This window comes from Niallia sp. WK069_GA_01, from assembly GCF_983173855.1.
In genome coordinates this window covers 661,677-688,272 of sequence record NZ_OZ470138.1, presented here as the reverse complement: position 1 = coordinate 688,272, position 26,596 = coordinate 661,677, and the positions used below count along the sequence as shown (strand labels likewise).

The 26,596-nt window shown below is 31.6% G+C and carries 27 protein-coding genes and 2 pseudogenes; 5 read left to right on the top strand and 24 right to left on the bottom strand.

All coding sequences use genetic code 11. The features are described 5' to 3' along the window. Position 1: 1 nt before the first annotated feature. The 3 genes and pseudogenes from AC5LWL_RS03360 to AC5LWL_RS03350 all read right to left on the bottom strand — a co-directional run bounded on the left by AC5LWL_RS03360 (position 2) and on the right by AC5LWL_RS03350 (position 3,410). A complete protein-coding gene (locus tag AC5LWL_RS03360; RefSeq protein WP_493433003.1) occupies positions 2 to 982 on the bottom strand; it encodes a ParA family protein in 981 nt (326 codons plus the stop codon). A gap of 857 nt (positions 983 to 1,839) precedes the next feature. After that, a pseudogene (gene istB / locus AC5LWL_RS03355) lies at positions 1,840 to 2,586 on the bottom strand (IS21-like element helper ATPase IstB). After that, positions 2,586 to 3,410 (bottom strand): hypothetical protein, encoded by an 825-nt coding sequence (locus AC5LWL_RS03350; RefSeq protein ID WP_493436697.1) that lies wholly within the window; start codon positions 3,408 to 3,410, stop codon positions 2,586 to 2,588. The pseudogene istB and the gene AC5LWL_RS03350 overlap by 1 nt, the downstream one beginning before the upstream one ends. Between AC5LWL_RS03350 and AC5LWL_RS03345 the strand changes: the two genes are divergently transcribed. The 3 genes from AC5LWL_RS03345 to AC5LWL_RS03335 all read left to right on the top strand — a co-directional run bounded on the left by AC5LWL_RS03345 (position 3,342) and on the right by AC5LWL_RS03335 (position 5,263). Next, positions 3,342 to 3,638 (top strand): IS3 family transposase, encoded by a 297-nt coding sequence (locus tag AC5LWL_RS03345; protein WP_493433002.1) that lies wholly within the window; start codon positions 3,342 to 3,344, stop codon positions 3,636 to 3,638. The two genes, AC5LWL_RS03350 and AC5LWL_RS03345, sit on opposite strands and share 69 nt — an antisense overlap. A gap of 666 nt (positions 3,639 to 4,304) precedes the next feature. After that, the gene (locus tag AC5LWL_RS03340) at positions 4,305 to 4,805 is read left to right on the top strand and encodes a competence protein ComK (RefSeq protein ID WP_493433001.1); all 501 of its coding nucleotides are present in this window, start codon (positions 4,305 to 4,307) and stop codon (positions 4,803 to 4,805) included. A gap of 194 nt (positions 4,806 to 4,999) precedes the next feature. Beyond that, positions 5,000 to 5,263 carry a helix-turn-helix domain-containing protein gene (locus AC5LWL_RS03335; RefSeq protein WP_493433000.1) on the top strand — a complete coding sequence of 88 codons (264 nt, stop codon included), beginning with the start codon at positions 5,000 to 5,002 and terminating at the stop codon, positions 5,261 to 5,263. A 117-nt stretch (positions 5,264 to 5,380) separates the two neighbouring features. Here the strand turns inward: AC5LWL_RS03335 and AC5LWL_RS03330 are convergent, their stop codons facing one another. The 9 genes from AC5LWL_RS03330 to AC5LWL_RS03290 all read right to left on the bottom strand — a co-directional run bounded on the left by AC5LWL_RS03330 (position 5,381) and on the right by AC5LWL_RS03290 (position 13,166). After that, on the bottom strand, positions 5,381 to 5,680 hold the full coding sequence (locus AC5LWL_RS03330; protein ID WP_493432999.1) for a hypothetical protein: 300 nt from the start codon (positions 5,678 to 5,680) through the stop codon (positions 5,381 to 5,383). Between the two features lie 30 nt (positions 5,681 to 5,710). Further along, a complete protein-coding gene (locus AC5LWL_RS03325; protein ID WP_493432998.1) occupies positions 5,711 to 5,863 on the bottom strand; it encodes a hypothetical protein in 153 nt (50 codons plus the stop codon). Between the two features lie 16 nt (positions 5,864 to 5,879). After that, a complete protein-coding gene (locus AC5LWL_RS03320) occupies positions 5,880 to 7,259 on the bottom strand; it encodes a sugar phosphate nucleotidyltransferase (protein WP_493432997.1) in 1,380 nt (459 codons plus the stop codon). A gap of 108 nt (positions 7,260 to 7,367) precedes the next feature. After that, on the bottom strand, positions 7,368 to 8,387 hold the full coding sequence (gene rfbB / locus AC5LWL_RS03315; RefSeq protein WP_493432996.1) for a dTDP-glucose 4,6-dehydratase: 1,020 nt from the start codon (positions 8,385 to 8,387) through the stop codon (positions 7,368 to 7,370). Further along, complete coding sequence (gene rfbD, locus AC5LWL_RS03310) at positions 8,388 to 9,242, bottom strand: dTDP-4-dehydrorhamnose reductase (protein ID WP_493432995.1); 855 nt, start codon at positions 9,240 to 9,242, stop codon at positions 8,388 to 8,390. After that, complete coding sequence (gene rfbC / locus AC5LWL_RS03305) at positions 9,239 to 9,805, bottom strand: dTDP-4-dehydrorhamnose 3,5-epimerase (protein WP_493432994.1); 567 nt, start codon at positions 9,803 to 9,805, stop codon at positions 9,239 to 9,241. The genes rfbD and rfbC overlap by 4 nt, the downstream gene beginning before the upstream one ends. A 17-nt stretch (positions 9,806 to 9,822) precedes the next feature. After that, on the bottom strand, positions 9,823 to 10,701 hold the full coding sequence (gene rfbA, locus AC5LWL_RS03300) for a glucose-1-phosphate thymidylyltransferase RfbA (protein ID WP_493432993.1): 879 nt from the start codon (positions 10,699 to 10,701) through the stop codon (positions 9,823 to 9,825). Between the two features lie 275 nt (positions 10,702 to 10,976). Beyond that, the gene (locus AC5LWL_RS03295) at positions 10,977 to 11,738 is read right to left on the bottom strand and encodes an SGNH/GDSL hydrolase family protein (RefSeq protein WP_493432992.1); all 762 of its coding nucleotides are present in this window, start codon (positions 11,736 to 11,738) and stop codon (positions 10,977 to 10,979) included. Between the two features lie 537 nt (positions 11,739 to 12,275). Next, positions 12,276 to 13,166 carry a glycosyltransferase gene (locus tag AC5LWL_RS03290; protein WP_493432991.1) on the bottom strand — a complete coding sequence of 297 codons (891 nt, stop codon included), beginning with the start codon at positions 13,164 to 13,166 and terminating at the stop codon, positions 12,276 to 12,278. 315 nt (positions 13,167 to 13,481) lie between these two features. Between AC5LWL_RS03290 and AC5LWL_RS03285 the strand changes: the two genes are divergently transcribed. After that, complete coding sequence (locus AC5LWL_RS03285; RefSeq protein WP_031540362.1) at positions 13,482 to 14,678, top strand: IS256 family transposase; 1,197 nt, start codon at positions 13,482 to 13,484, stop codon at positions 14,676 to 14,678. A gap of 211 nt (positions 14,679 to 14,889) precedes the next feature. On the opposite strand, the gene AC5LWL_RS03280 is transcribed toward AC5LWL_RS03285, so the two are convergent. The 12 genes and pseudogenes from AC5LWL_RS03280 to AC5LWL_RS03225 form a co-directional block, all read right to left on the bottom strand. Beyond that, complete coding sequence (locus AC5LWL_RS03280; protein WP_493432990.1) at positions 14,890 to 16,026, bottom strand: glycosyltransferase; 1,137 nt, start codon at positions 16,024 to 16,026, stop codon at positions 14,890 to 14,892. After that, positions 15,986 to 17,398 carry an O-antigen ligase family protein gene (locus tag AC5LWL_RS03275; protein WP_493432989.1) on the bottom strand — a complete coding sequence of 471 codons (1,413 nt, stop codon included), beginning with the start codon at positions 17,396 to 17,398 and terminating at the stop codon, positions 15,986 to 15,988. Before AC5LWL_RS03275 ends, AC5LWL_RS03280 begins: the two co-directional genes overlap by 41 nt. A 235-nt stretch (positions 17,399 to 17,633) precedes the next feature. Further along, on the bottom strand, positions 17,634 to 18,548 hold the full coding sequence (locus AC5LWL_RS03270; RefSeq protein WP_493432988.1) for a glycosyltransferase family 2 protein: 915 nt from the start codon (positions 18,546 to 18,548) through the stop codon (positions 17,634 to 17,636). Beyond that, a complete protein-coding gene (locus AC5LWL_RS03265; protein WP_493432987.1) occupies positions 18,548 to 19,672 on the bottom strand; it encodes an SDR family NAD(P)-dependent oxidoreductase in 1,125 nt (374 codons plus the stop codon). Before AC5LWL_RS03265 ends, AC5LWL_RS03270 begins: the two co-directional genes overlap by 1 nt. Beyond that, positions 19,669 to 20,298 (bottom strand): acyltransferase, encoded by a 630-nt coding sequence (locus AC5LWL_RS03260; RefSeq protein ID WP_493432986.1) that lies wholly within the window; start codon positions 20,296 to 20,298, stop codon positions 19,669 to 19,671. The genes AC5LWL_RS03265 and AC5LWL_RS03260 overlap by 4 nt, the downstream gene beginning before the upstream one ends. 21 nt (positions 20,299 to 20,319) lie before the next feature. Then, positions 20,320 to 21,567 (bottom strand): flippase, encoded by a 1,248-nt coding sequence (locus tag AC5LWL_RS03255; RefSeq protein ID WP_493432985.1) that lies wholly within the window; start codon positions 21,565 to 21,567, stop codon positions 20,320 to 20,322. Positions 21,568 to 21,650: 83 nt separating this feature from the next. After that, positions 21,651 to 22,289, bottom strand: coding sequence for a sugar transferase (locus AC5LWL_RS03250; RefSeq protein WP_493436527.1), 639 nt, complete (start codon positions 22,287 to 22,289; stop codon positions 21,651 to 21,653). A gap of 119 nt (positions 22,290 to 22,408) precedes the next feature. Then, positions 22,409 to 22,507: pseudogene (locus AC5LWL_RS03245) on the bottom strand (UTP--glucose-1-phosphate uridylyltransferase); the annotation flags it as partial. A gap of 362 nt (positions 22,508 to 22,869) precedes the next feature. Next, a complete protein-coding gene (locus tag AC5LWL_RS03240; protein WP_493432984.1) occupies positions 22,870 to 23,016 on the bottom strand; it encodes a hypothetical protein in 147 nt (48 codons plus the stop codon). A gap of 120 nt (positions 23,017 to 23,136) precedes the next feature. Continuing rightward, positions 23,137 to 23,295, bottom strand: coding sequence for a hypothetical protein (locus AC5LWL_RS03235; protein WP_493432983.1), 159 nt, complete (start codon positions 23,293 to 23,295; stop codon positions 23,137 to 23,139). Between the two features lie 315 nt (positions 23,296 to 23,610). Beyond that, positions 23,611 to 24,252 carry a CpsD/CapB family tyrosine-protein kinase gene (locus AC5LWL_RS03230; RefSeq protein WP_493436526.1) on the bottom strand — a complete coding sequence of 214 codons (642 nt, stop codon included), beginning with the start codon at positions 24,250 to 24,252 and terminating at the stop codon, positions 23,611 to 23,613. A 52-nt stretch (positions 24,253 to 24,304) separates the two neighbouring features. Further along, entirely contained in the window at positions 24,305 to 25,045 is a 741-nt protein-coding gene (locus AC5LWL_RS03225; protein ID WP_493432982.1) for a YveK family protein, read from the bottom strand. A 236-nt stretch (positions 25,046 to 25,281) separates the two neighbouring features. Between AC5LWL_RS03225 and AC5LWL_RS03220 the strand changes: the two genes are divergently transcribed. Continuing rightward, complete coding sequence (locus AC5LWL_RS03220) at positions 25,282 to 26,091, top strand: SGNH/GDSL hydrolase family protein (RefSeq protein WP_493432981.1); 810 nt, start codon at positions 25,282 to 25,284, stop codon at positions 26,089 to 26,091. Positions 26,092 to 26,596: the final 505 nt, after the last annotated feature.

Below are 26,596 nucleotides of genomic sequence, written 5' to 3'. Positions count from 1 at the left end.
TCTATATTAAATTTGCGATACAATCAGCAATTTCCGAATATTCTTCATGTATATCACCATTACTAATCGTTATTGGAATACCATAATTAGTTGAATTTGAACGATTATCCAAATGACGTATATAAGTATTGAAAATATGACTTCTATTATCCGCAACATAATTAGTACCCGTAATCTTAGACTTAATTCCAATTGCTGTGATGGATTTGTCTAATGATTCTAAGACTGGAAGATTTGCAACGGAAGCTTTACGTGCTTTAAATAATGTCTCCAATACCCCTATTAATTGTGGCTTTTCACCAAAATATTTTTTTAATAATAACCCACCAATTTTATTATCATACGCATATTTTAAATAAGTACTTTCGATTTCAGTGATATAATCTGCAACTCCATCACTACTTAACTCGTCACCAACAGTTGGAATTAAATAATAATCACATGCCAAAAAAACACTTTGTATAATTATATTGCTTGTTGGCGGACAATCAAACAAAATATAATCATAATTGGAGTTTAAATCAATGTCACTTAAAATTTTTGATATAACTAAGACATTGGTTGTGTTATTGGAGAGCCTCTCGGAAATATCGTTTAATCGACTATTTTTCATATCCAAAACAGTTGGAATATAATCTAATCGACCATTACCACGTGAATATTTTGAAATCTCTCTGATTGATTCTTTTATTTTTTTATAATTTGATGCAATATTATCTTCAAGAATATTTATTCGCGTAACATTATTAATATACTCTCCATATAATTCTAATGCATAGTTTAATGTGCCTTCTACCTCTAATCCTGCTAATTTAACATCACTGGTCTTGGAGCATATTTTACTCAAGGAACACTGAGGATCTAAATCTATTAACAAGACTTTTTTTTCATGCTTTCCAGATAGTAATGCTCCTATTTCAAATACTGTAGTTGTCTTACCTACCCCACCTTTATAATTTCCAAATAATATTTTTTTAGACATAATTCAACCTCCGTAAAAAATAATATTTATTTGTTTGATTCTTTATGTTTATCAAAAATTTCATAATTTACAGAAAGGAATATTAGATACGCATTTTTAATTCTTTAATCATGCTTTCTGCATATGAAAATCTTTGCAAGTCCGACACTATTTACTACTTCAAATCTTTAAAATTAGATAAAACTCTATTATCATAAACAATTTATTTTCACTCTTTTGCAAGTTGTTTTACCTCTTCTAGCTAGAGGAGACAGATTCCCATTAATTAACTATATAATGTTTAAAAGTTCATTTTTTATGACTCTGATTTCGTAATATCTATAATAGGATTTCATTTACTCCTCCTTCTTCTAAATAACAAGGGTATTAAAATATACTTTCTTTATTATATCAAACCTCAATTAAGGTAGCATACCCCATAATTTCTGAACTGGTATTTATTACCATAATTATTGCAGATGAATTGAGCCACTTATACGGAGTAAAGAGCCATCCTTTACAAAATGGAAAGCCTTATAAATAAAAACAAGAAAAACCTCTTGTGTAATAATGTTGCATGCAAACAGGCATGACATTATTATACAGGTGTTTTTTATGGCTAATGGTCGTAAGATTTTGGAGATGTATTTTGAAGCAGTCAGCTAAAGAAAGATTAATTCTAACAATGGGTATTCAAGGGATACAGTTTCAGATGTCGTTCAACGTACTAAGAAATTTGGTGAGATGAGATAAGCTTGAGCGATACAATAACCAATCCATGGCTAGAAGCGATTCTCTTTCCAGAGAAACAAACTGTTTGTAACCGTCAAGTAATATTTTACGTTTTTTGCTAAATAGCTTTTTACACTTTTGCTTTACTAAAATATATGTTGTCTATTTTTCATGCGGTAGCTATCACCATCCATATGAACTACCTCCACTCGATGTAATAGTCGATCTAGAATTGCTGTTGTTATGCCTTGGTCCCCCATCAATTCACTCCATTGTTCAGGACTTTTATTAGACGTAAGAATAATAGAACTTCGTTCATATAGGTGATTTACTAGCTGAAAGAATAGATTTGCTTCGCGTTGGTCCATCGCCATGTACATTAGATCATCAATTATTACTAAATCAGAAGACTGAATCCTTTTTATTTGCACTTGTGATTTATGTGTAAACTCTTGTGTCTTTAATAGCTGAATCAATTCTCCCATGGTCACAAAGTAAACTTGGAATCCCCTTTGAATTGCTTCCACTCCCAATCCTATTGTTAAAAAGGTTTTACCTACTCCAGGTGGACCTAATAATATCAAATTATATTGTTGTTCTAACCAACTAAGCTCTTTTAACTGCATTAACTGTCGTTCTGTTATGGCTGCTTGCTCTTCCAACTTGAATTCACTTAGTGTCTTTATATAAGGGAATCGAGCCCACTTCATTCGTCGTTCGATGCTCTTTACTTCACGCTTATTTAGTTCAAATACTGTAACTGCTTCTAAAAATTCTAAATAGGTCCATCATGCTTTTTCAGCTTCACGAAGGAGCTGAGGTAGCTCCCCCGCGGTTTCAGACAAGCGTAACTGTCGAAAATAACCTTGTAATTCTTTTACTGTATGATTCATCAAATATGCCCTCCTAAAATACTTGTATAGGTACTTAGAGAGCGTGTCGTGACATTATATTTATGGTTAGATAATGTTGACTCGCCAATATTATCATTCGTTGCCTCTGTGACGTGAACGGTATTTTTTAAATAATCCACTACATCCCTAAAATCATTCGCACTAAATAATTTTTCCTTCACACAAATGGAAAGAGCTTGATGAATGAATGCTGCATCTTTCTTTATGACAGAAAGAAGAATAGCTAATTGATCTCGGCGATAACGATTATACTTAAGGCAAACTTCATCTAAAAATACATTCGCATCCTTTTGCTTTTCAAAATGAGTAAGGATTGTTTGTTTCATTTCATTAATTCCTTTAGAGCGGTCTCTGCTATGACTACGATTCTTAATCAATTTCCCTTTTTCGTTACTAATCGGATGCTCAGCTATCCGCTCCCCATCAAGTTGCTTGCGAATAATCAATGTATCTGGTGTATCTGGATATTCTTTTTTTATCTCTAAGAACACCTGGTTGTTAGGAAGTGAACCATATGTTCCTAACGGTAACGAATAACGATTTGATTCAAAACGAATCGTATTGTCCTTACCAATATTCCTTGTTATACTGTTAGTATGGTTACTTTCATTTGAAAGTAGAGGAGAGACTGGTAGTAAGTGTTGCTTTTCGACGAGAAACACTTCTATTGGTCTCTTTTTGGTCGTATTGTGTACATTAAAATTGCCAGTACGTTCTAACCATTGTAAAGCACGGTGATTCCAATCTTCGATTTCTTTAAAAACTCGGCTATCTGCAAAATTTCCTTTTATGTATTTCACCACATTTGCTGGCTCAATCTATCCGCAATATTCAAGAACTTCTTTGGACACCTCAAATGTGAGATGCCTTGCTTTGGTTCACCACAAACCTTAGAGGAAGTTCAACAAGCCGTATCTGACTACATTACTTATTATAACGAATTACGTATTACAAAACAAATACGGCATGAGTCCTCAAGAGTACAAGAATCATGCCGCATAAGCGTCAGTATTTTTTTACTGTCTACTTGACAGGTACTAGTTCAGGTGTGACATTTTTTTATATGGAGGTATTTTTTTATGATCCATTATCATAAGATATTGGAATTACACAATGAGGGAATCAGTTTTAGAGGCATCGCTGCAAGTACTGGCAACTCTCGTCAAAAAGTAACAGAGATTGATTATCCATATCGCTGAAAAGAAGGGATTAGCCTGTCCGTTAGACGAAGAAATGACAGATAAATGGATTGAGGAATTTATCTATCCAGAAAAGACTTTGGAGGGGTCAGGACGACAATCATTGAACTTTGATTATATTCAATTCATGAAGAATTGGCCAAGCCTAACGTAACACTTTCTCTACTTCATCATGAATATTCCTCTTTGCACCCGTCCATGAACAATTTGCTTTCACTATAGATAAACATCTCTTTATCTGCATATTCACAAATCATTAACAAAATCCATGCCGTAGCATGTGTCGCCCCTTCGTTATCTATTACATAATAGGAAAAAAAGGAGGAGAGCAGGGACTAATTTCGGCAACTAGAATGAAACATTGTTAAATTTATCTGAAAATCCAATCTATAAAATCTTTTTTCCCAATCGACAAAAGGAGATATCCCCCATACAGTCACTATTCTCAACTTTCCTCTTTACAAAAATAAAAACCAACGAAAAGGAGCTTCCTCTACTATGAAATCTATTTTACCCGATTATGAAATCAATGAAAAAACAATGGCACTGCTGCCAGCATTCCACCATGAATACGATACGATTGTATTGGAGCCGCATCGAAAGCTGTATGTTAAACAAACTGCACTGCAGCTAATAGAAAAAGCAGCAATAAGAGGCGGCTCTGATTATAAAGGACGCCGAAATTCTATCATCCACTTATTAGGAATAAAAAAGAAAATTCCTATTCCTATTAATCCAGCGAAAAACATCTACATCTTCCCAACGCATTCTCCAAACAATATGCACTGCTGTTGGATTTTCTTTCACCATGTCTATCGAATAAAAAAATCCTCTACATCTTCTCCAGCTATTCGCTCCATCATTATCTATAAAAATGGACAAGAGTTAGCAATGAAAGAATCGGCCTCTATACTGGAAAAACAACTGTTTCGCACATGGCTGTGTATAAAAACGCTAAACGGCGATGGACCTTCCTATTCTCTCCAAATGGAAGGATAACATTAGCTTCGTTCCTTTTATAGTACTTATAAGATGCAAAAAACCATTTCTTCATTTTTTTCTCCATGCATGCGGATCTGATATCCTAACTAAAAAAACTTCATTTTTTTTACAATAAATAGAAAAACCAACGCTGTAGCTTGTGTTGTCAATTTCTTCTCAATTAGATAATTGGGAAAAAAGAGGTTACTGCAATGGATGATCATATCTATTACAACATACTAGGGAGAAAAATCCGGCAAGCAAGACAAGTGAAAAACCTAACAATAGAAAAACTTGCAGAACATGTGGAGATGAGCACCAATCATATTCGAGATATCGAAGTAGGAAACAAAAGACCACTCGTTGGCACTTTTCATAAATTATGTGAAGCACTCCATTTAAATGCCCAAAAAGTGTTCGATCAGGTAAAAAAAGAACGGGAAGAGATGATTAATTCCACCAGTAAAGATGGCTAACCATCCTCGCAAACTATATAAATCCCCCTCCTTTAAGGTTATTTTGCCTAAAAGAGGGGGATTTTTCTTTACTTGCCTTCATTCGCTAGCAGACTATATCAGAAAGATAGTTGCCCCTTATTCTCTATTTTTGTCCTCTCCAAAAAGACAAGTGTTCTTTTTAGGGGTCAGACCCCACACACAAGACCCAACGAATTTGCATTGTGTGGTAAATTCATTGGCAAACACTGGTGAAAAACATGGCAATGGTGGTAAAATCACGTGGCCGTAATCATTATCTACTTTTAATAATTCTCTAATAATAGCTATTGACCGGGAAGCGTGACCATAGCCGTAATCTGATATATAATAAGCGATCGTTTTTATTTTATCCCTCAATAATATATTTTTTATGTACTTTACTAAAAAAGGAGGCACTTTAAAATGCCTCCTAAAACAAAAATTATATTAAACTCTTACTTCTGGTTTAACTTCCTCAAACTCTCTCACTTCTGGACGACCAATTGATTGATAGTTAATTCCAGCATTTTTTGCATCTGCTAGTGTAAAGCAGTTACGTCCATCATAAACAAATGGTGTTTTCATTTTTTCTTTGAACAAGTTCAAACCAAGAGCTTTATGTCTGAATTAATCTTAATTTACAACGGTTTATAATGCTTTCCCAATCTGTTTCTATACGAATAATATCTTCTTCCACTAATTGTGAACCACGTTGTACTTCAATTATTTCTAATTCAGAAGTTGCACGAATTGCGTGTCTTGCCGCAATTGGTACTTTCAAAACATCACCAGGATTGACTTGGAACAACTCATCATTCAAGACGAATTCACCAGAACCTTTAATGACAGTCCAAACTTCACTCCGTTGATAATGTTGTTGATAACTTAAGTACTTACCTTTTTCTATACAAATACGCTTAGTAAGAGTTTCTGTCCCCTCTTCAAATTTCGTATAATCGAGGACTTTATACCATCCCCAAATGCGCTCTTCATACATTGGACGGTTATCAAAACTCACTATTAACTCTTTTAATTTTGGACTTGATTGTTTGTCACTAACTAATATGCCATCTGGTGAAGCTGCAACTATTAAATCTTTTCCACCTAACACTGCAACTGGAATTTCTAATTCATTTATTAAGTGAACATTTTCACTATCTTCACATATAGTGCCTAGTCCCATAATATTTGTAGACATTTCTTCCGTAAGAGTATTCCATGTCCCCAAGTCTTTCCAATATCCTTTATATGGTAATGCAATGATACCTTTCGCCTTTTCAACCACTTCATAGTCAAAACTATTCTTATTAAATTTCCCATATTGACCTTTTAATTCTTTATAATTGGTTGGGAGTCCTAAGCTTTCAATCATCTTAATAATGAAAGATAATTTAAAAGCAAATACTCCACAATTCCAAAGAGCACCATTTGTTATTAAGTCTTCTGCCTGTTCTTCCGTTGGTTTCTCTTTAAAGTGACTAACTTCTAAAAATGGTAATCCTGTATCCCTTTTTGGAACAATATATCCATATTTCGAAGATGGATAAGTTGGAGTTACTCCCATTAAAGCTAATTCAGCATCAGAATTCTTTAATGCATCCTCTAGTTTAGCAACTTTTTGAAAAAAGGGATCGTCTACATATGGATCAACCGGTAAAACTGCCACAATTTCATCTAAATCTATATTGTCTTCTGAATATAGATAGGAAGCAGATAAGGCAATAGCAGGAAAAGTATCTCTTCTTTCTGGTTCTACAACAATTGATACATTACTGCCAAGTTGATTTCTAATCATATCTACTTGTGAAGCACTAGTAGCAATTACTGCTGATTCTTGTAAACCTGACATTTTTAGTTGATTATAAACTCGTTGTACCATAGACACACTATTTTTACTCTCGTCTTCTAGCACTTTTAAAAATTGTTTGGAGCGTGCATCATTTGATAATGGCCATAGTCTTTTTCCTGATCCTCCAGATAATAGAACTAACTTCATATGAACCTCCTAATATTATTATTTGCATGTTTATTTATTAAAAATGCTCATCTTTATCTTAAGATGAGCACCTTGTGCGTTATTGATAAAAATCATTATTTTCTTATGTTATAGGGAATATTGAATCTCAAAATAATTCTGATATTCTCCACTAATAATTTGCTCCCACCATTCTTTATTATTAAGATACCATTGAATTGTTTGCTCAATACCTGTCTCAAAAGTATAAGTTGGTTTCCAACCAAGTTTCTCTAGTTTTGTTGGATCAATTGCGTAGCGTTTATCATGTCCTAATCGATCTGTAACAAACTCTATTAAATCTTCTGATTTACCTAGAGTATTAATAATTGTTTTAACTACCTCTAAGTTCGTACGCTCATTATGACCGCCAACATTATATACTTCTCCTACTGAACCTTCATGGAGAACTAAATCAATGGCAGCACAATGATCGATTACATGTAACCAATCACGAATATTTTTCCCATCACCATAGACAGGAATTTTTTGTTCATTTAGAACACGTGAAATAGTTAGAGGGATTAACTTTTCTGGGAAGTGATATGGGCCATAGTTGTTAGAACAGCGAGTAATATTGACTGGTAATCCAAATGTTTCATAATAAGCACGTACTAAAAAGTCTGAAGATGCTTTACTTGCACTATATGGGCTGTTTGGTTGTAAAGGAGTTTCTTCTGTAAAGAAAGTAGTGGGATCAAAGTCTAATTCCCCGTAAACTTCATCTGTAGAAACATGAACAAATTTAGTGATTCCAATTTTTTTTGCTGCATCTAATAAAACTTGTGTTCCTAGCACATTTGTTTTCACAAAAATTTCTGGGTCTGTTATTGATCTATCCACATGACTCTCTGCCGCAAAATGTGCTACATAATCGAATTTCCCTTGGTCAAATAAAGTGAAAATTTCTTCTCTATCAGCTATATCTACTTTAACAAAATGGTAGTTTTCTTTGTCTTCTAAATCTTTATGTTTTGTTAAATCTCCAGCATATGTTAATAAGTCCAAGTTATAAATGTCGTAGTTTGGATACTTATTTACCATGTATTGAACAAAGTTACCACCAATAAAACCTGCTCCACCTGTTACTAATACTTTCTTTTTTGCCATTTATTTCACCTCTTCTGCTAATTCTTGTACATATCGAACTAATGCATCTTGCCAATTAGGTAAACGCTTAAATCCATTTTCAAATAATTTTTGCTTTGACATTCTTGAATTTTTAGGACGAACCGCTTTTGTTGGATACTGATTACTTGTTATACTATTAACTTTTACTGATTTTTCTGCTAATTTAAAAATTTCTGTCGCAAACTCTGCCCAGTTGCAGAAGCCTTCATTCGATGCATGATAAATTCCAAATTTCTCAGTTAATGCCATTTCAATCAACAACTTGGCTAAATCATATGTATATGTTGGAGATCCATATTGATCTCCTACTACATTTAACTCATTTCTTGTTTCTGCTAAACGAAGCATTGTTTTAATAAAGTTATTGCCATTTATACCAAAGACCCAAGAGATTCTTACAATATAGTATTTATCTAATACCTTTTGTACAATTTTTTCTCCTTCATATTTCGTTAATCCGTAATACCCTACAGGAGCTGCTTTATCTGTTTCTAAAAAAGGGATATTTCCTTCCCCATTAAATACATAATCTGTACTTATATAAATAAACTTTGCGTTTATTTCTTTAGCAGCTTCTGCTAAATATTTTGTTCCATTTACATTAACATCCCAACATGTTTCTTTATCACCTTCAGCATTGTCCACTGCAGTATATGCTGCACAATGAATGATAGCATCAGGTTTGATAGTTTGGATATATTCTTTTACTTTTTGTTCATCTCTAATATCTAAATCCTGACTTCCAATCCCAATCATTTGTAAACCGTTGCTTTTTCCTGCTAGAACAACATCATATCCAAGCTGACCGTTATAACCTGTAACTAAAATTTTCATTTTATATCACCAAAGATAAAATTTTTTTCTGCTTCTTCAAGTGTTGGTGCTTTTTCATCCTTCGCAGAAAGTACTGGTGTAATATCCATTGGCCATTCTATATTAACAGAAGAATCATTCCAAATAATGCCTCGATCACAGTCTGGTGCATATAATTCATCTACTTTATATTGTACTTCTACATCATCTGTAATTGTCATAAAACCATGTGCAAATCCTTGTGGAATCAAAAGTTGTTTTTTATTTTCAGCAGATAATTCAATACCAAACCATTTACCATATGTTGAACTACCTTTACGAATATCTACTGCAACATCATAAATAATCCCCTTAGTACAACGTACCAATTTGGTTTGTGCTTTTGGATTTAATTGATAATGCAAACCACGTAATGTCCCTTTAACAGCTGAAAAAGATTGATTATCTTGAACAAATTGAATAGAGATTCCAGTATCTTGTAAAACACCTTCATTATATGTTTCCATAAACCAACCACGATGATCCCCAAAGACAGTTGGCTCTAATACTTTTAATCCATCAATAAACGTATCTATAATTTTCATCATAACACCCTTTAATTTTAATATTTAATTTGACCATTTGCCACTTTTAATAGATACTTCCCATAACCTGTTTTAGCATAAAAATTCCCACGTTCAATCAAACTATCTCTTGAAATCCAACCATTTATAAAGGCAATTTCTTCTGGAGCTGATATTTTAATACCTTGATATTCTTCTATAGTTCGAACAAAATTAGATGCCTCCACTGAACTTTGATGAGTCCCTGTATCTAACCAAGAAAATCCACGACCTAAAAGTTCTACATCTAACTCACCTAACAGTAAGTAAGCCTCATTTACTGATGTAATTTCTAACTCTCCACGATGGGATGGTTCAACATTTTTAGCTATTTCTACCACTCTATTATCAAAAAAATACAATCCAGTAATAGCGTAATTGGATTTTGGCTTTTTAGGTTTTTCTTCCACACTTAAAACTTTTCCACCTCCATTAAATTCAACTACACCAAAACGCTCAGGATCTTGTACATGATAACCAAATACTGTAGCCCCCTTTTCCTTCTGTGCAGCTCGTTGGAGAATTTTCCTCATACCACTTCCGTAATAAATATTATCCCCAAGAATCATCGCAACAGAGTCACTTCCGATAAATTCTTCTCCGATAATAAATGCTTGTGCTAATCCATCGGGTGATTCTTGAATTTTATATTGTAACGTAATACCGAACTGTGATCCATTTCCTAATAATGCTTCAAAACGTGGTGTGTCCTCTGGTGTTGAGATAATTAATATATCTTTAATTCCTGCTAACATTAATGTAGAAAGTGGATAATAAATCATAGGCTTATCATTTATTGGTAATAGCTGTTTACTTGTCACTAAGGTTAGAGGATAAAGTCTTGTACCGCTTCCACCTGCTAAAATGATTCCTTTCACTTATTTTCCCTCCTTAACTTATTTATTTTTAAAAAATATCTGATATAGTACCATTTAGTAAAAAAATACTAATGTTTTTTACTACTTTCCATTATTAAAAAAAGTAAAAACTTATTCTCTACATTTAAATACTTATTATTATCCATTTAAGTTCAACTTCAATAGTATTAGAAATTAGCAACAAATATACGTATAGCATTATTAAATATATAATGAATGTGTTTTTCAATAAAAATATGCACCCAAAATACTAAATTATCTAATTTTAGCATCTATTAATCATAAACAATAAAGTTTCTTCTTATAGCATTGAACCATAACTCATATCCTAAATCATTAGGATGTATTTGGTCTTGGATTAATGTCTGCTCAAGTGTTAGCCCTATACTAGAATATCCCTTTTCATAATCATTCCAAAAATCAATATAATTCCATCCCTTTAATTTTATGTAGTCTCCCACTTTAGAAACATATTCATTAAATAACAATCCTTCTGAATTTCTTACATTTTTATGAACAATAATATTGGGTGGCATTAAGTAAATTCTTACATTCGGAAAAGCTAGTTTTAATTTAGATACAATAGTTTCAATATTTTGTGTAGACTCTGATACTGTATACATAGAAAAATCATTAATTAAACAAGTCTCAATCAAAATAACGTCCGGATTTAAATTTGAAATAATTTGCAAACTTATATTAAGTAAATCTGTTGTTTTGAAACCATCGACACCAAGATTTATAAAATTTAGATCTGGGTTAGTTTTTTGGAAAAAAGATTTTAGTAAACCAGACCATGTTTTATCTGGTGAACTTGCACCAAGTCCTCTTGTTACACTACTACCCATTAGAACAACTGTAGGGTCTTTTTTTCCTAACCAAGTATTTTCAGCAGAATACTTATTTTCATTGAGAGCATTTTCTTTTATTTGGTATATTAACTCATTTTGTTTCTGGAATTTATTTATGAAATAATAGCTATTAAAAATAGATACTACAAGTAATGAAGATAGAATAATACTTAATATATTCTTCATAAAAAATTCTCCATCTAATTAAAATTTAACATTAATATATGTAAACATTCTATATTTTAGAAACATTGTCCAAAATAACCTCCTAAATACTACTTCTCCGAAGGATCGGTAAGAGTTACATCCAATTAACGCTAAATTGCATTTTACTCTACTAACACAGTTTCTATTTCCTTAATTTTAAAGAGACAATCTTCAACATATAGATCACAAGAATCATTCAACTACTTATTTTAAAACGTTTTTTACAGAGTACAAATAATCGCAGCCAATGTAATTGCTTTGCCGAAAGTTCACGAGTATTAGGTAAATTAAAATAATTCATAGCCAATTAGGTCTCAATCTATTAATTGTAACTGAACCATAAAGACGGGATATATTTTCAGTGTTTTTTGCTAACTGCCCCCTAGCTTATATGCGCTATATAATTGATTTTGATTGACCATTTTCATCCTTCAATACCTTTAAAAATCACTTTAACATCGTATGGTTGATAAAGGCCATAAACGTTTACCAAATCACCTGATAATAAAACTAATTTCACAACCTTTCCCCTAAACTTTTGGTATTTATTCTACTTCCTTCTGAATATCCTTTTTTGTATGCAATATACCTAGTTACCAAATCTACACTCAATAAAAATAGATCTTTTATTTTGAGTTTCCTTAAAAGGTTTTTTACTAAATAAAATAACAATTTTTTACCTTCTCCTAATGAGGAGTACTCACTTAATTGATCATTATATTCTTTTTCGAAAATTCCTATTAGTCTATACCGATTGTATGCATTTTTAATCTCAAAGTTATGGCTATGATATACTTTACTTTTAGAATTATAAAAAATAGAATATCCATTGTTAATTACATTTAAAGCATAAATAACATCTTCATTAGTGACCACATCAAAATTATATCCACCTAATTTAATAAAAACCTCTTTTATTGTTGCAGAGCACGCATCTGAATAATAGATATTTTTTCTTCCCCATTTCCCTTTTGTATTTTTATTACATAATCTATCATAATCAGGATAATTAAATTCTCTAATTAATTTTTCAGTTTCTGTAGAATTAGGGTAGGCTATTTGCTTAGCATATGTTGCAACAATCTCATTATTCTCAATTAAGGGTTGTATTAGATTATTTAACCAATATTTATTGTAAGGTGTTACATCTTGTGTCAAAAATACTAGGATACCGCCTGTAGATTTTTCAACAGCTTCATGTCTAGTTTTCGCATGGTTAAAATCCCCAACTTCAAAAGTAATATCACATAACATTTTTGAAAGTTCAAGACTCTTATCATCAGATTTACTTACAGCAGATATAATTTCAATTTCATAATTAATTTCCTGGTTTCTAATTTTGCTAATCAAATTTTCAAGATACTTCTCACCGTTATATACAGGCAATATAATAGATATCTTTTTCATGTTATCCCTCAAATTATTTTATATTAAAAGTTAAAAGAATGATTATTTTATCGAATAATGTCTCTTAATATTATCAAATTCCCAATAATAATTTTCCATAAAACCCTTTTAAAGATTTCTGAATTAAACTAGTATTAATAGATTAATAGTTCAAATTAATAATAATGTTACACATAATAGTATTAAATTTCTTTAATAAATAGTCTGAGAGAGTATAAAATATTTTGTGTAAATGAAAATTTCCATGTAAAAAGGAAGACCTTCTCTTGGTAGAATTAAGTCACCACAACCAATCCTAGAAAAGAGGTCTTCCCTATGAATCAGTTTACAACAGAAATTATCGATGCACTAGTAAAAAAACAAGATATTACCGAGGTTTTTCGTTCGCACTTGGAAATGGCGATCAACTCGCTACTTGTGACAGAGTTAACGGAATTTCTAGATTATGAAAAATATGACCGTATTGGCTTTAATTCAGGCAACTCACGCAATGGGTCTTATTCGCGTACGCTTCACACAGAGTACGGCGATTTAGCCATTCAAATTCCACGTGATCGCAATGGTGAGTTCAAACAACAGACCGTGGCTCCGTATAAGCGTTCGAATGATACGCTTGAAGATACGGTGATTCACCTGTTTAAAAAAGGCATTACGATGGCTGAAATTGCCCAGTTAATCGAAAAAATGTACGGCCATCACTATACGCCTCAAACGATTTCGAATATGACAAAAGCGGTTTCAGAAACAGTCGATGCATTTAACAACCGTTCGTTGCATAATCGTTACGTATGCGTGTATTTAGATGCGACGTATATTGCCGTGCGTCGTGATACGGTGTCCAAAGAAGCTGTCTATATCGCTGTTGGTATTCGCGAAGACGGCTCTAAAGAGGTACTCGCTTATACGATTGCCCCAACAGAGTCTGCTTACAACTGGCAAGAGCTACTAGAAGAGCTGAAAGACCGTGGTGTAGAAGACGTCTTATTATTCGTATCAGACGGCTTAAAAGGCATGGCAGACGCTGTTTTCACTGTGTTTCCAAAAGCAAAATATCAAGTCTGTTTAGTTCATGTCGGTCGCAATATTATGCATAAAGTACGCGTAGAGGATCGCAAGGAAGTCTGCGAAGATTTTAAAATGATTCACCAGGCAAAGGACGCCGAAGCAGCTGAGCTAGCACTTGGGCAGTTCTGCGAGAAATGGAGCAAATCGTACAAAAAAGTTACACAAGGCTTACTAAATAACCCGTATTTACTGACGTTTTATCAGTTTCCAAAAGCAATTTGGCGAAGCATCTACTCGACCAATTTAATTGAGTCGTTCAATAAGCAAATCAAAAAATATACAAAGCGCAAGGAACAGTTTCCGAACGAAGAATCACTGGAACGTTTTTTAGTGACGCAGTTCGAGGACTACAATCAACGTTTCGCCTCACGCTGTCACATCGGCTTCAATCAGGCACGTGCAGAGTTGGAAGAGATGTTTGAGCAGCTACATGAACCGACAAACTAACCGGGACGTGCCAGCGCGAAATTTGGGTGTCTAGGAAAGGGCTAGCCCTTTCCTAGACACCCAAATCAACACTTCGAACAAATCTATTTGAATACGAAGGTGATCATCTACCTTGAGAAGTTGAAAAGTCATTTACACAAAAATATTGACAGTACCTAGTCTGAAAATAGCCTGAAATCCTAATAATAATTCCTACTCGTTAAACTTATTATTAATTAAATATTTCCTCTAAATATTTAGCATGGCCATCAACTGTAAAAATTCCCCTCGCATAATTAAATCCATTTTCTGCAATATTAATTGATTCATCGATTTGCTCCAATGCCAATATACAATTCTCGGCAAATGTCGTATAATCTTCAGAAACATAAAGATGTTGACCGTTAATCAATTCAGTTCCTTCAATACCTTTTTGTGTTGTAATTATTGTTTTTCTCATTAAAAGTGATTCCACTAACTTTATTTTTACTCCTGCACCTTCAAGTAACGGGATAACGACTATTTGAAAAGAATTAAATAAACCCTTTAAGTCATCTACATAGCCCAATGTATTAATATTTAGTGTACTATCAAAGCTATTTGATCCTTTACCCACTACAGTAAGTTTTACATCCTCCTTTCTACTTATTATTATTGGCCAAACATACTTTATGAACCAATTTAGACCACTCTTATTAATATCAAGCGTAAAATCACCAAATATTAACATCCCATTCTTATTTCTGTTTATTTCCTTATTTTGAATATCTTTATCATAAATTGGAAAAATGGCTGGTAAAATACATTTTCTTTCAGTACTTATATTCATTTGATTGTACTCATTACTTGAAATAAACATTAATTTCTCAAACTCAACAAAACCCTTTTTTTCCATTTTTAGCAATCTATATGCATCAAATTTATATAAGATCCTTTTAACCAAATTCTTCTCGGAATTTCCAAGCCCTTTGTAATATTCACTTTCAATATTATGCATTCGTAAAAAACTTCTTTTTGATTTTACAAATCCATGTTGCCAATAAACATATAGAAACTCAGATTCACAAATTGAAATGTCGTACTCTTTATTACTCAAGAATTCAACTATCTCCTCTTGGAATCTTGTAGCAGTTGCTATTGGATATTTAATAAGTTTGTTCATAGCGAACTTCTTTTTAAAAAGGAATAAGTTCACTCCATTTGGTAGTTGCGTATCATTCTGTAACTGATCATTATTATCTATTGCAATAATGTCCACTTGATAACCCAATTTATTTAAAGCTAATATTCTTCCTAAAATATCTTGTTGACCACCAACTTTATTTTTCCTAACTGGATTCTTTAATGAAATTATTAGAACGTTTTTCATTGATACTCCTCTCTTTATTTACACGGATGAAGTTATAGCATAATCCCAATGAAATATAATAAATTGGTAATCTAAATGAATCGATATTAAACCCTACTAATAGAATACCTATAATTAAAGTAATAAATGTGTATATTTTATAATCAGAACTATTATATTTACTTTTCATTAGGTTTTTTAAAAATTTTAAGATCAATAGTATCCAAGGAAATACCCAAAAAAACAAACCAAAAATTCCAGTCTCCGCCAAAAGTCTTGGATACAATGAATGTACCGGAGGCCATGGTGAATCGTTTGAATTTAACAACCATTCTCTTACTTCATAACTTAATAAGTGTGCCTCCGGAGTTATATAAAATGGGACGTGAAAACCAAATTGCCCAATCCCAACTCCAATAAAAGGATTTTCCTTCCACATCTTTATTGCTGCTTCTTGCATTGAGAATCTCCCAATATTTGAAAGATTTTCATTATTTGCTAGTGACCCTATAACATCTACAATTATATTTGTAAAAGTGTTCTCAGAATAAATAAATATAATAAAAGTAGTAGTGACTAGAATAAATATACTCTTGTTGGTTCTATATCTTAATAATCTAATTCCCAAAAACACAACAGTTTGAAATAGAATAATTATATAAACTGTTCTAGAGAAAGTTAATAATGTTAATAAATAAAAATATATTAAAAACATATAATTTTTTACATTACTCATAGAATTCTTATATTCAATATCTCTCTTGAATAATTTTTGTAAAATCCAAGGATATATAAATGCTAAATAAGTTCCAAACCAAGAAGCTTCCCCCGAAACGGATCGAATTTTTACCTCAGATCCGACAATATAGTTATAATAACCATATACATGGATATACTTATCTATATTAATCAAAAAGGAAGTTATAAATTCAACATTTAAAATATTTAAAATTTCGAGAAAAGAATACAAAAATGGAATTATTGTAGAAATAAGTACCGCCCTACAAACAAATTCAAAATTAATCCCTTTAAATAAATTATAATAAAAAATAATTGAAGCGTAACAAAATGTAAGAACAACCAGTTGTGATACTAATTTTGAATATCCTGATCTACCTTTAAAATAATTTGTACTTATATCGCTAAAATTAAATATACTTATAATTATTATCCAGATTAAGAACATTGAAATAATATAAAAACTTGTATTTTTAGGTATTTCATATTTTCCACGCATAAAAATTAAACATACTAATATACATACAAGGATAGAGTAAAAAGCTCCTTCAAATCCAAATTCCCCGATGACTTGATTTTCAAATGGAAGACTATTGAATGGCAAAGCAATAAATGTAATAATTATCAGGAGCTTTTTTATATTTATTATGTTCATACGCATACACTTTCTTTCTACAACACTTGAATTAATATCGTCATGTTGATAATCGGCCTTAAATTTTTTCTCTGATTAAATTATTATAAAAGTGACCAAACTTTCTGTATACTGTTTATTCATATGAAATTCATTAACTGTAGATCGCTGCTATACATTTGTTTCTTTGCAGTCACTTAAGATAAAAATAATCAAGTTATAGATTCTTTAAAATTGATATCAAAGACTAATAATATTAATTTTTAACTTTTTGAGCAAACATTTTTCCATTGCGGTAGTCAAAAATGGCTTTTTCCAGAGCTTTTCTTAAAGATTGTTTATTTTTGATTAAATAAACTAACCATTTTAATATTCTTGTAGAGTAGAAAAAAACTAACACACTTAATTTTTTTCTGCTATTATAAAATTTTTTTATAAAATACAATCTATTTCTATTAGAGTAATATACTAACGTTGGTGATTCAGCACCACCTGATGAACTACTCACTTTATGCCAAAGCTGTGCAGTTGATTCATACCAAATTTTGTAACCTAATTTAGTTGCTCTAGCACAAAAATCTGTGTCATCATAATACATAAAGTAACTTTCATCCATAAGGCCAACATCATGAAAAACTGATTTATGAATTAACAATGCACATGTCGGTGTGTATGGGACATACATACTTTCAGTAAACCTCTCTATATCAATATCTCCTTCACCAAAATGTGAAGTTGTTGCTTTATTCCAATTGATAATACCACCAGCACACCAAATCATATTATTTGGTTCAAAATAATACATTTTACATGTAATTAATTTATTTTCTGGAGTAGCATGCATCATATTTTCAATTAGAAATTTATCTACCTCAGTATCATTATTTAGTAACAATACATAATCACAATTATTTTCAAGTGCATAGTTAATTCCAATGTTGTTACCTTTAGCAACTCCACAATTCTCACCTGTTTCAATAACAGTAACTTTGGGAAATTCATCTTTTAACATCTGCACAGAATTATCCATAGAAGCATTATCAACTACTATTACTTCAAAGTTTTTATACGTCTGCAACATTAAAGACCTTACACAATCATTTTGAAATTTTTCACCATTATAATTCACTAACACAATCCCTATTTTTTCTTTTTGTACTTGACACATCATTATTTATATAAACCTTTCAATTTCATTTCTGCAATACTTTTATCATACAAATCTTCTTTTATTTCTTGCTCATTTACCCAATCGACAAATAATGATATTCCTTCTTCAAAAGAGAACTTCGGTTCAAATCCTAATTCAACTTTAATTTTTTCTAAATCTGCGTAGTTATGTCTGATATCCCCTATTCTATAATTACCTGTTATTGTGATTTGAGAGTCAGAATTATATGCTTCTATCAACGTTTTTGATACTTTTAGAACATCCGTTGGAACCCCACTACCAATATTATACACTTCAAAATTTGCTCGTTCATTTTCCAATGCTAGTATAGTGCCCTCAACAATATCATCTATATATACAAAATCTCTTGACTCTTTACCATCTTCAAAGATGTTAATGTCATTACCATTTTTTATTCTTGTTGAAAAGATAGATAATATACCTGTATAAGGATTAGATAGAGATTGACCAGGACCATATACATTCTGATATCTCAATGCTACTGCAGGAATAGCCAAGGCCTTACCAACTGATAACACCATTTGTTCTTGAACTTGCTTGGTTATCCCATAAACAGAATTTGGATGAATCGCTGATTTTTCGTCAGTACCTATTAAGTGCAGTTCTTGACCACATTTTGGACACTTCGGATTAAATTCTTGATTTGCCATATCTTCGTCTACACGAGTAACAGGATAAACATCCCCATGTTTGTTACAAATATATTTTCCTTCTCCATAGATAGCTCTTGAAGAAGCTACTACCATTTTTTTAATCGTGTGGCTTTCATTTGTTAATATCTCTAACAAGTGAGAAGTTCCACTAATATTGACATCTGTATACTTATGAATCTCGTACATAGACTGACCTGTTCCTGTCTCAGCAGCCAAATGGATTACTGCATCTTGTTTATCTAGTGCAACCTTCCAGTCTGATTTATTTCTTACATCACCGAATATAAAATTCACTTTACCTTTCAACGTTTTAGGAATTGATGCATTTTCACCATGTATTTGCTTTGAAAGGTTGTCTAGAACTGTAACTTTATACCCTTTACTAATTAGCTTTAAAGCCACTCTACTACCAATAAATCCTGCACCACCAGTAATTAAAATATTTTTCATTGTTTTCTCTCCTTTGTTATCTCCCATTTTTTAGTTTCAAAGTTGTATTTTTTTATTACTCTAGCTGGAGATCCCACTGCTATACAATAATCTGGGATATCTTTAGTTACAACAGAGTTTGCACCTATCACACAATTTCTTCCTATACTACAGCTTATAATACTGACATTCTCGCCAATCCAAGTATTATCGCCTATGTACACTCTTTTTTTTGATTTTACTTCTTGATCATTTATTGGGATATTAATATTTTCATAGTCATGATAATTATCAGATATATATACTTTATCAGCAGTCAAAACATTTTGACCTATATGAACCTTATCTACACATGTAATATGATTAAAATGTCCTATATTTGTATTATTTTCAATAATTAATTCTGGAGCATTCTCTTTAACTTGTAATGTAAGAAGCCAAGTATAATCATCTATTCTTACATTTTCTTTAATCTTAATATTTTTTACATTCGTTAATTTTAATGGCTTTATTATTATGCTATTTCTTCCTATTTCATTAAAATAGAGTTTATACCACATCTTTGTTTTTATCTTCCAATAACAAAAAGATATACTTTGAAATTTTTCTAACAGCGGTTTTTTCAAGAATCTTTTTATTTGTTTCACTTTCCACACTCCATATAACAACTAATTTTGAACCTTAAATACTTTATTTCGAGCAATAAAATACAAGTTAACCGCTATTAAAATATTTGTAATTAGTACGCCATAAGCTGTACCTTTATACTCAAAAAAAGATATTAGAATAGCAGAAATTACTATATTCAGAACACCATAAGTAAGCATTACTTTTGAAAACTGCTTACTTTTACCAAACGTTATTAAAACTTGTACTCCATATATATTCATAAAAGCTGTTAGCATCGGAATAAAAGACATAATTCTTAGTACAATAGCTGACTCTTTCATACTTTCTCCATATAAGGATTCTATAATAAAATTCGCACCCGAAAATAGTACTATTCCTATAAAAAATGTGAATATTGTTAAATATTTATGTATGTTGTTAATAAATTGAATTGCTTTTTCTTTTGATTGTTTAGCAATATTGTTAATATAAGGAAATATGGTATCTGATATTGGAATTATTAACCCAATTGCTGCATTAATTATTTTTTCTGCACTAGCATAATAACCAACCACTGTGTTATTCGTTAATAATCCTAACAGTAACGGATTAACGACAGTATAAAAACTGAAAGATAAGGTTGAAACAAAAACATCCCATCCATCTTTTAATTCATCTAGTACGTCTTTAAAGGTAACTATATAAATTGATATTTTAAGAACCCTTATTATTACTGTTACTGCAATAATTCCTATAATTAAGTACCCAAGAGAATAAAAAATTGGTACTAGTAATAGATCTTGGTCGCTTTTTACAAATAGAAATATACAAATGGTGAAAATTAATTTGGATAAAATATTTAAGAGAGTAATATATTTCATTTTTTCTAGCCCCTGGAACAACCAAATCGGAAAGAGTAAATTTCCAAGTGTTACTCCTAAAAATAAAATATATAATAAAGCGTTATTATTAAATTTAGGAACAAATAACACTAATAAAATTAAAATTATGGATATAATAATAAAAAGAAACAATTTCACACTAAACACTCTGCTAACTATTTTATTAATTTTTCCTAAGCTCTCTCTATTGACAGAAATCTGCTTAGTCGCAGATAAATTAAACCCATAATCAGTAATATAAATGAATATCTGATTAAGTGATTGTGCAAATATTATTTGACCATATCCTTCAGCACCTAATACCCTCACTAAATATGGAAGTGTGATTAGTGGTAATAAATAATTAACTCCTTGTAGTGTTGCCAGAGATATAAAATTCTCAATAAGTCTTTTTTTTGCAGACAAAATCACACCTACTCCTTTTTAGTATGTACACTTACGCATTACTACTTTTACCGATGTCTGAAATAGGATTTTAAAATTTAAAGTTAGTATGCACCTTTTCTAACTAAAACCAAAAAAAATGTTTTTAATAAAATTTCAGCATCTAGATTAAATCCACGATTATCAATATAATAAAACTCTAAATCAGCACGTTCTGGATAACTGACATCACTTCGACCACATATTTGCCAATATCCAGTAACTCCGGGCTTAACAGTGAAGAAATCTTTTATTCGATATTCATATTCTTTAAGTTCATCTTGAATAACAGGCCTTGGTCCAACCAAACTCATATCACCTTTTAGGACATTAATTAATTGGGGAAGTTCATCAAGACTAGTCTGTCTTAAAAATCTCCCCACCCTTGTAATACGTGGATCTTCTTCGGGATTTAATTTATAATTATTTTGTACATATTTTTCAAATAAGATTTTATCATTTTGTAATACTTGTTCCGCTTTTACAATCATAGAACGAAACTTATATATTTTAAATATCACTCCACCTTTTCCTATCCGTTCTTGCGAAAAAAATACAGGGCCCTTATTCGTTCCAAATAAATACAGAATACTAATAACTAAAAATAAAGGTAATGTAATTACTAATCCGATAAAAGCACCAATAATATCAATTATCCTCTTTGAAACAAGATATAGCGAACCTCCTCTTTCACTCTGTAACAAATTATTACTTAAACTGGGTTTATTTATATCTAAGTAAGAAGACTCTTTTCTTTTTGATGATGAATCACTCAAATTATTCCACCTCTACACTTCTCAATTTCTAATACTTCTTGATTTTTTTAAGCCTCATTTTGTAAAGCATACCGAATCGTTGTCTCTATAAATCCTAATTTCTCTCTCGCATTATAATTTTTACTTTCAAAGTTAAAAGCATAGACCTCTTAACTTTCCTTTTAATCATATTCATTATTGGTGAGTAAAAAACAACCACAGAAACAATGCAATCTAACTAGCAATTATGGGACGAAAATTAAAATCCTAGATCTACTAGAAGAATAAGAAGTTAAAAATATTCCTATAGCAAGACCGAGTGCTCTAATGAAAACTGACTAAGAGACATCCCAAATGTTATTCCTTTTACGAAAAATATATTAAAATATCCCTAAAAACTTCTTCCTCTTCATCTGTTCTGGTATTTCTTTTATGATGTTCCTATTTTGCAATAAAATTCCCGAATTTTCCGTAAATAAATAGACATAATCTACTCCAAGTGGCTCTTCAATTAAGTCATATGATTCATTCAACTTAAAAGCCCGATTATGCGTATTATGAGAGCTTCCGAAGCAACAAAATGAGTTGAATTATCTTCTATCAACTGCTCAGAAAACTTTTTAACATTCTTCCCAAAATAACCAACAACACTCGCTGCAGTAACTTGAGTAAGCACACCATTCTTTACTAATTGGTAAAGCAGATCAGGATTCTCTTACAACTCTTTATTCCTCTTCGGATGAACAATAACTAGAATAATCCCATCCATCTGAATATCATACCGCAACCGCTTTGCTTATCTCGGCACTAAAGAAGAAGCAAATTCAACAAAAAAATACTTCGTATGAGAAAGTGTTAAGATTTCCCCTTTTCGATAATCTTCCAAAAGCTCTTCATAAATACTTACTTCTTGACCAGAAAGAGTATCTAACGGTAGGTTTTCCTTTATAGGCATTATTAGTGCATCTACATTTTCGATAATAGCTACTTTATTATTTCATATTTATTATTATGATGTGGTGTGGCAATAATCGTTTATATACCTCCCGAACTGCTTCTCTAGCCATCTCTAAACTTTCTTCAATGGTAGAAAGGTCCATCTTCTACCCCCTGCAATAATATATAACAGTGAGTATCATCCATCATTGCCACCACTCCTACATAACTCGATACTATTTATCTATAACAATATAAAAATGGTATCATTATACTATTTTTCCGTAAATAGCAAACATTGTCGAAAAATGTCTAATTGATAATTGTTTTGTTATTAATTTGTTCCATAATAATAATATTGACCTTTTTTATCTGCTTTTTTATTATTCAACACAACCCCCAAGATCTTCCCATTCGATCCCGCCAACAACTCTTTCGTCTTCACCAAAGCATCTTTTTCCGTATGACCACTACTCACTACCAACACACTACCATCACAAACATTCGCCAAAATCTGCGCATCTGTCACCGCAAGAACCGGCGGAGTATCAAACAATACAATATCGTATTCTTCCAATGCCTTCTCCATAAAATGCTGCATCGCTCGTGATCCTAATAATTCAGATGGGTTTGGTGGAACTGGCCCACTCGGAAGAATGTATAAATTCTTCTCCTCATTCGTATGAACTGCTTCCATTAGTGGAACTTGATTCGTTAAGACAGAAGTTAGCCCAGTTGTATTTAACATATTAAACGTATAATGAACAGTTGGCTTACGTAAATCTGCATCTACTAATAATACCGTCTTGCCCTGCTGTGCAAATACAACTGCCAAGTTTGCTGCAGTAGTTGATTTTCCTTCACCTGGACTAGCAGAAGTAACCATGATGGTGCGAATCTCTTCATCCACACTTGAAAACAAAATATTCGTACGAATCGTACGATACTGTTCCGATATCGGAGATTTAGGATCCATTTTTGTTACTAACTTTCTTTTACTATCTAGCAGTCTCTTTTTATTCGTCTTCTTATTTGCTGCCAACTAAATCACCTCTGCTTCTGCCACCATTGCCTCTTACTTTAATCTCTTTGCTGTCATCTATTGTTGTTATTGCACCTAATACTGGCAATTCTAATAATTTTTCAATATCTTGTTCTGTTTTTACCGTGTTATCCAAATATTCTAATAAAAACGCAAGACCGACACCAATCATTAATCCAACAACTGCAGCAATTGCAATATTAAGTGGGGGATTAGGACTAACTGGAGATTGATTTTCCTGGTCATCTGCCAATGGCAAAATCTTCACATTATCGACACTCATAATAGTTTTGATTTGTTTTTCAAATACTTCTGCTGTTTTATTGGCAATATCTAATGCCATTGCAGGATCTGAATCTGTAACAGATACTGTCATAATTTGAGAATTTTGCGCACTTTCCACTACGATTTTATCATTTAATTCTGCTACACTCATATCTAAATTTAAATCACTTTTTACATCGTTTAAAATGGCAGCACTTTTTATAATAATGCTATATGTACTGATTAATTGAATATTCGTTTGTACTTCATTTGTGTTATAAAGGTTTTGATCCTTTTTCGTTTGATTTACAAGAATTTGAGTTGAAGATTTATATTCCGGGGTTAAGACAAAATAACTAATTACTCCACTTACAATCATTGCTACTAATGTAATGGAAATGATCATCGCTAGACGCTTTTTTAACGTTTGAAATAATTCCTTTAAGCTAATCGTTTCTTCCATGATTTCCTCCTAGAAAATGATAAAAACAAACATATTATAACATAATATATTGCTAAATTTGGCTTTTCTTGTCATAATTTTAGTAGAAAAGTTTTCTTACAAAATCTACTTTATCAAGTTTTTTACAGATTTAACAGCTATTTTTTTAGGAAAGTTATTATTTTCTACCTAGATAAGTTGATTTAAAGCTAGTTTTACTAGATTTATTTTTTAAAATTTATTTTCTGGAGGTTGTAATGAAAGCGATTATTATTTCTTTACTTGCTATTCTTTTAGCTGCTGTATTAATTATTGGAAATATAGAATGGAGGAAAAATCATTCTAGTTTGTCTTCACATCAAAAAACAAATAGTGAAACAGAGACAACTAATACTAACAAGAACTCCAATAACTCAAAGACTGCTAGTTCAAACTCTATTCCTGTTGAAAATTACATAGCTCATGCTGATGCTTGGCCGAAGAGTGCAAAAAAACAGTTTGAAATAAAGCTTCAAGATAAAAAAAGTTTTCACATTGTATTATTAGGTTCTCAATCGATCGGTGATGAGAAAACTGGGCTATTGCCAATCATCAAAGAAAAACTGGCTGATACCTATGATAAATATGTGACGATTGAAAGCATCGTATATGATGACACTTCTGCAAATTTCATCGAAAATGGCGAGGTGACAAACTTAGTCAACAAAAAACCAGATATGATTCTATTTGAACCATTCACATTAAATGACAATAATATTATTGATATGAATCAATCAGTTATAAATGTCAAAACCATTATGGATGCAACCAAACAAGAACTTCCTGATGTCACATTTATACTGCAGCCACCGAACCAAATTGAACATGCCACTATTTATCCATTACAAGTACGTGCATTAAAAACATATGCAGAAGAGAACCAAATTTCTTATTTAAATCATTGGGAAAACTGGCCGGCAGGCGACAGTTCAAAAATTGAGGATTATATCAATAAAGATGATACTCCTAATGAAAAAGGGTATGAAGTTTGGGGAGATTATATTAATCAATTTTTGGTGAAGGAATAACACGAGCAGAACTACTCGTCATGCTGTTGAAAAACGTTCGCTCTCTTCGTCACACTCCTTTTTTTGTGGTGCTCATTACCATGAACAACCTTTTTAGTCAGCCTGTTTTTTCCAGGCTGACTTTTATTTTCATTTGATAAATTATGCTGCTGAGTTAGGAGACATATATAATGGAAGAAAATCGGAACCGGTTCCTTTGTTTTCTCTCTAAAACTGTAGAAATATTCTTTAACAATAGCCTAATAAAAATCCTTAAAAACACTGTCAGCACACGGGATAGAAACTTTTCGCATAATATTCATGTCAGGAAAAAAACTAAAATAATCAACTGAAAAAATCTATATATAATAGAAGAAACTAGAAAACGTTTACAAAGCATTGAAAGTTGAAACATTAAATATTACAACTACGAATGAAAATTCTCAATAAATCATTAATATCTATTTTTTTCGGGTGATTTTATAATTGATTATTAGTCTGTTATTCATCAAAATTTTTGTTGTAA